Raw genomic sequence first — 2159 nt, forward strand, 5'->3', positions numbered from 1 at the left:
AGCGGACATCCGAAGGTGGCTTGGACATCAACTCACGGATGATGTCGAAACGGTCGGCACCTTCCATGTCTGCACGCTCCTGCGCTGTGAACAATTCGCTTGGAATAGTCGAGCGACACGCGAGCGTGATGCGTTTAGCTAATGTGCGAGCGGTCTGCATCGAAAGCGAATTTGCAGCCCCCACCCGCACGTGGTCAGTCTGGATCGTGAGGCATTCAGATCGTTCCATGATCCATTGGGCTGGACTCGTTGCCGGAGCAATGGTTGAGCACACCATATAGGAGGCAAGAACAAGCAGACGCATCGTGCGGCGACCTCATGACGATGAGGCACTTGTTTTACGCGCAAGTGGGTCCGCTTTCCACCAATCCTGGCCATTCCGCTAACGCTCAAAGTCGGACGCTCAGGTTGAAGATCCGCGAGGCCAAAAGCAGCCATTTCGTTAGACCGCGAGCCCCATTGGTGCCCAGCAGCAGGTGCTCCGCTTGCGGCAGGCAAGCTTGGTGATTATTATCGAATAGTATACATAACAAGATGCTTATTATAGCATCTTTACAAGTATATAGTATTTATAGAATCATTGTTATACGAAATAATAACCACCACTTAATACTGCTGATCAAACTATTGAGTCTTAATGCCCCGACAATAAATGCATTGAACGCGACATAACTTATGTTATTGACAATGCTATCCGGATTAGTCGAATTTATCGCGCTAGAGGGGAGGGTGATATGTTCGACGATCAAGACCGCGTTTACTTTGCCCAACGAGCTGCAGCCGCACGAGCGTTGGCGTCAGATACGTCAGACCCTGCAATTCGCAAAAGCCATGCAGACATGGCAGAGAAATACCATCGCCTGTCTAGCGCAGCGCAGTCTTGGCACTTGATCCGTATCAAGGCAGACAAACTGTCTTGTAGGGACCTAAAGACCTATGAGTTTCTATCATTTTGAGCTGGCCGGATGGTTGATATGTTTCATGACACTGATAAACTAACACAATTAATTGAGCAGGCTCTTGTATTAGCAGATGATAACGAACTTGCTTTGGTAAGTATCAAGCTGGATGAAGCGCTTAATCAATTGATAACCTATCGGATAGAGTCTGGTAGTTTGTCGAGTATGGATTCATTAATAAGCGACTTTCCAACAGCTGTTGCATTGCAAACTCGTTCTGGCGATAATGTCGTATCGCTTCGCTCACCTGCTAGTTTAGAGCGACTGATGAGCGATCATATAGATCTCGACATCCGCCGTAAGTCGCTAATTCAGCTGGTGCGTGGGCCACAGAATGTCATTGAGGCTCAGCGACAGCTTACCGAATTTGGAAAGCTTATCGATGCGCACCGGGCTTTGGAACGATGCTGCATCTACGGCCCTCTAATGACCAGAGGGATCGACGCCGGTTTCTCTTTAGAAGAGAGGCTCCGCACGCTGCTTGGTGAAATAGAGACTGATTGGGACAGTTATCTTTATACCTGGGATTGCGATAGGCTAGAAACGCAATGGGCAGAATTCACTGTCGCGACACACACTATCTTGGCTCGTGCAGGCGAACGCATGCGTCTCGAAGAAAAAGTCATTTACCCCCTCTGCTTCATGAGTGGGCTAATTAGCATGAAAGATGCTGTTAGTTAAACGCACCTGACTTTGCAGGCTGCGCGACAGTCAGTGTTTCACTCAATATAAGCATGCCGACCTTCTGTTCCTGTTTACGCTGCCCTTATTGATGTTTGTGGTAGCGTCCGAGCGCAAGGACGCTTGGCCTGATGATCATAAAGAGCGACAATCTGCTTTCTTCCCATCAATACCCCATTCGGGGCAGGCGAGAGCCGCACTACGGCCGAACACGATCCCGATAGCGCTGCTACCGCCATCGTGGACGATCGGATCGTAGCCCCCGTTCATGTCCGCGACGAACACATCGGGTCACTCCAACCGATCCGCGTGAATGGCACAAACCCGGTTTAAATCGTCAGCCATTCGCGGGCAACATGGAGTCGGCGTCATGCCGCTATTTGGCGCCTGCGGGGCTGTGAAAGCGATGCCCCCTATATCACTAGCCGTGGCTGAAACCGGACGGTCCGTTTTCCACCGATTGTGTTGAAAAAGCTGGGATCGGCCGCGGGCAGGCCCGTAGTTTGAAACAGAGCTAGA

At 50.4% G+C, this 2159-nt stretch carries 2 protein-coding genes; one reads left to right on the forward strand and one right to left on the reverse strand.

Features of this window, described 5'->3' with window-relative positions; all coding sequences use genetic code 11:
* On the reverse strand, positions 1-304 hold a 304-nt coding region (locus ASE89_RS21145; protein WP_236701691.1), incomplete at its 3' end, for a hypothetical protein.
* A gap of 661 nt (positions 305-965) precedes the next feature.
* On the opposite strand from ASE89_RS21145, the gene ASE89_RS20340 reads away from it, so the two are divergent.
* Positions 966-1640 (forward strand): hypothetical protein, encoded by a 675-nt coding sequence (locus tag ASE89_RS20340; RefSeq protein WP_156363399.1) that lies wholly within the window; start codon positions 966-968, stop codon positions 1638-1640.
* Positions 1641-2159 lie beyond the last annotated feature (519 nt).

The organism is Sphingomonas sp. Leaf30 (assembly GCF_001422525.1).
Lineage (GTDB): Bacteria > Pseudomonadota > Alphaproteobacteria > Sphingomonadales > Sphingomonadaceae > Sphingomonas > Sphingomonas aerolata.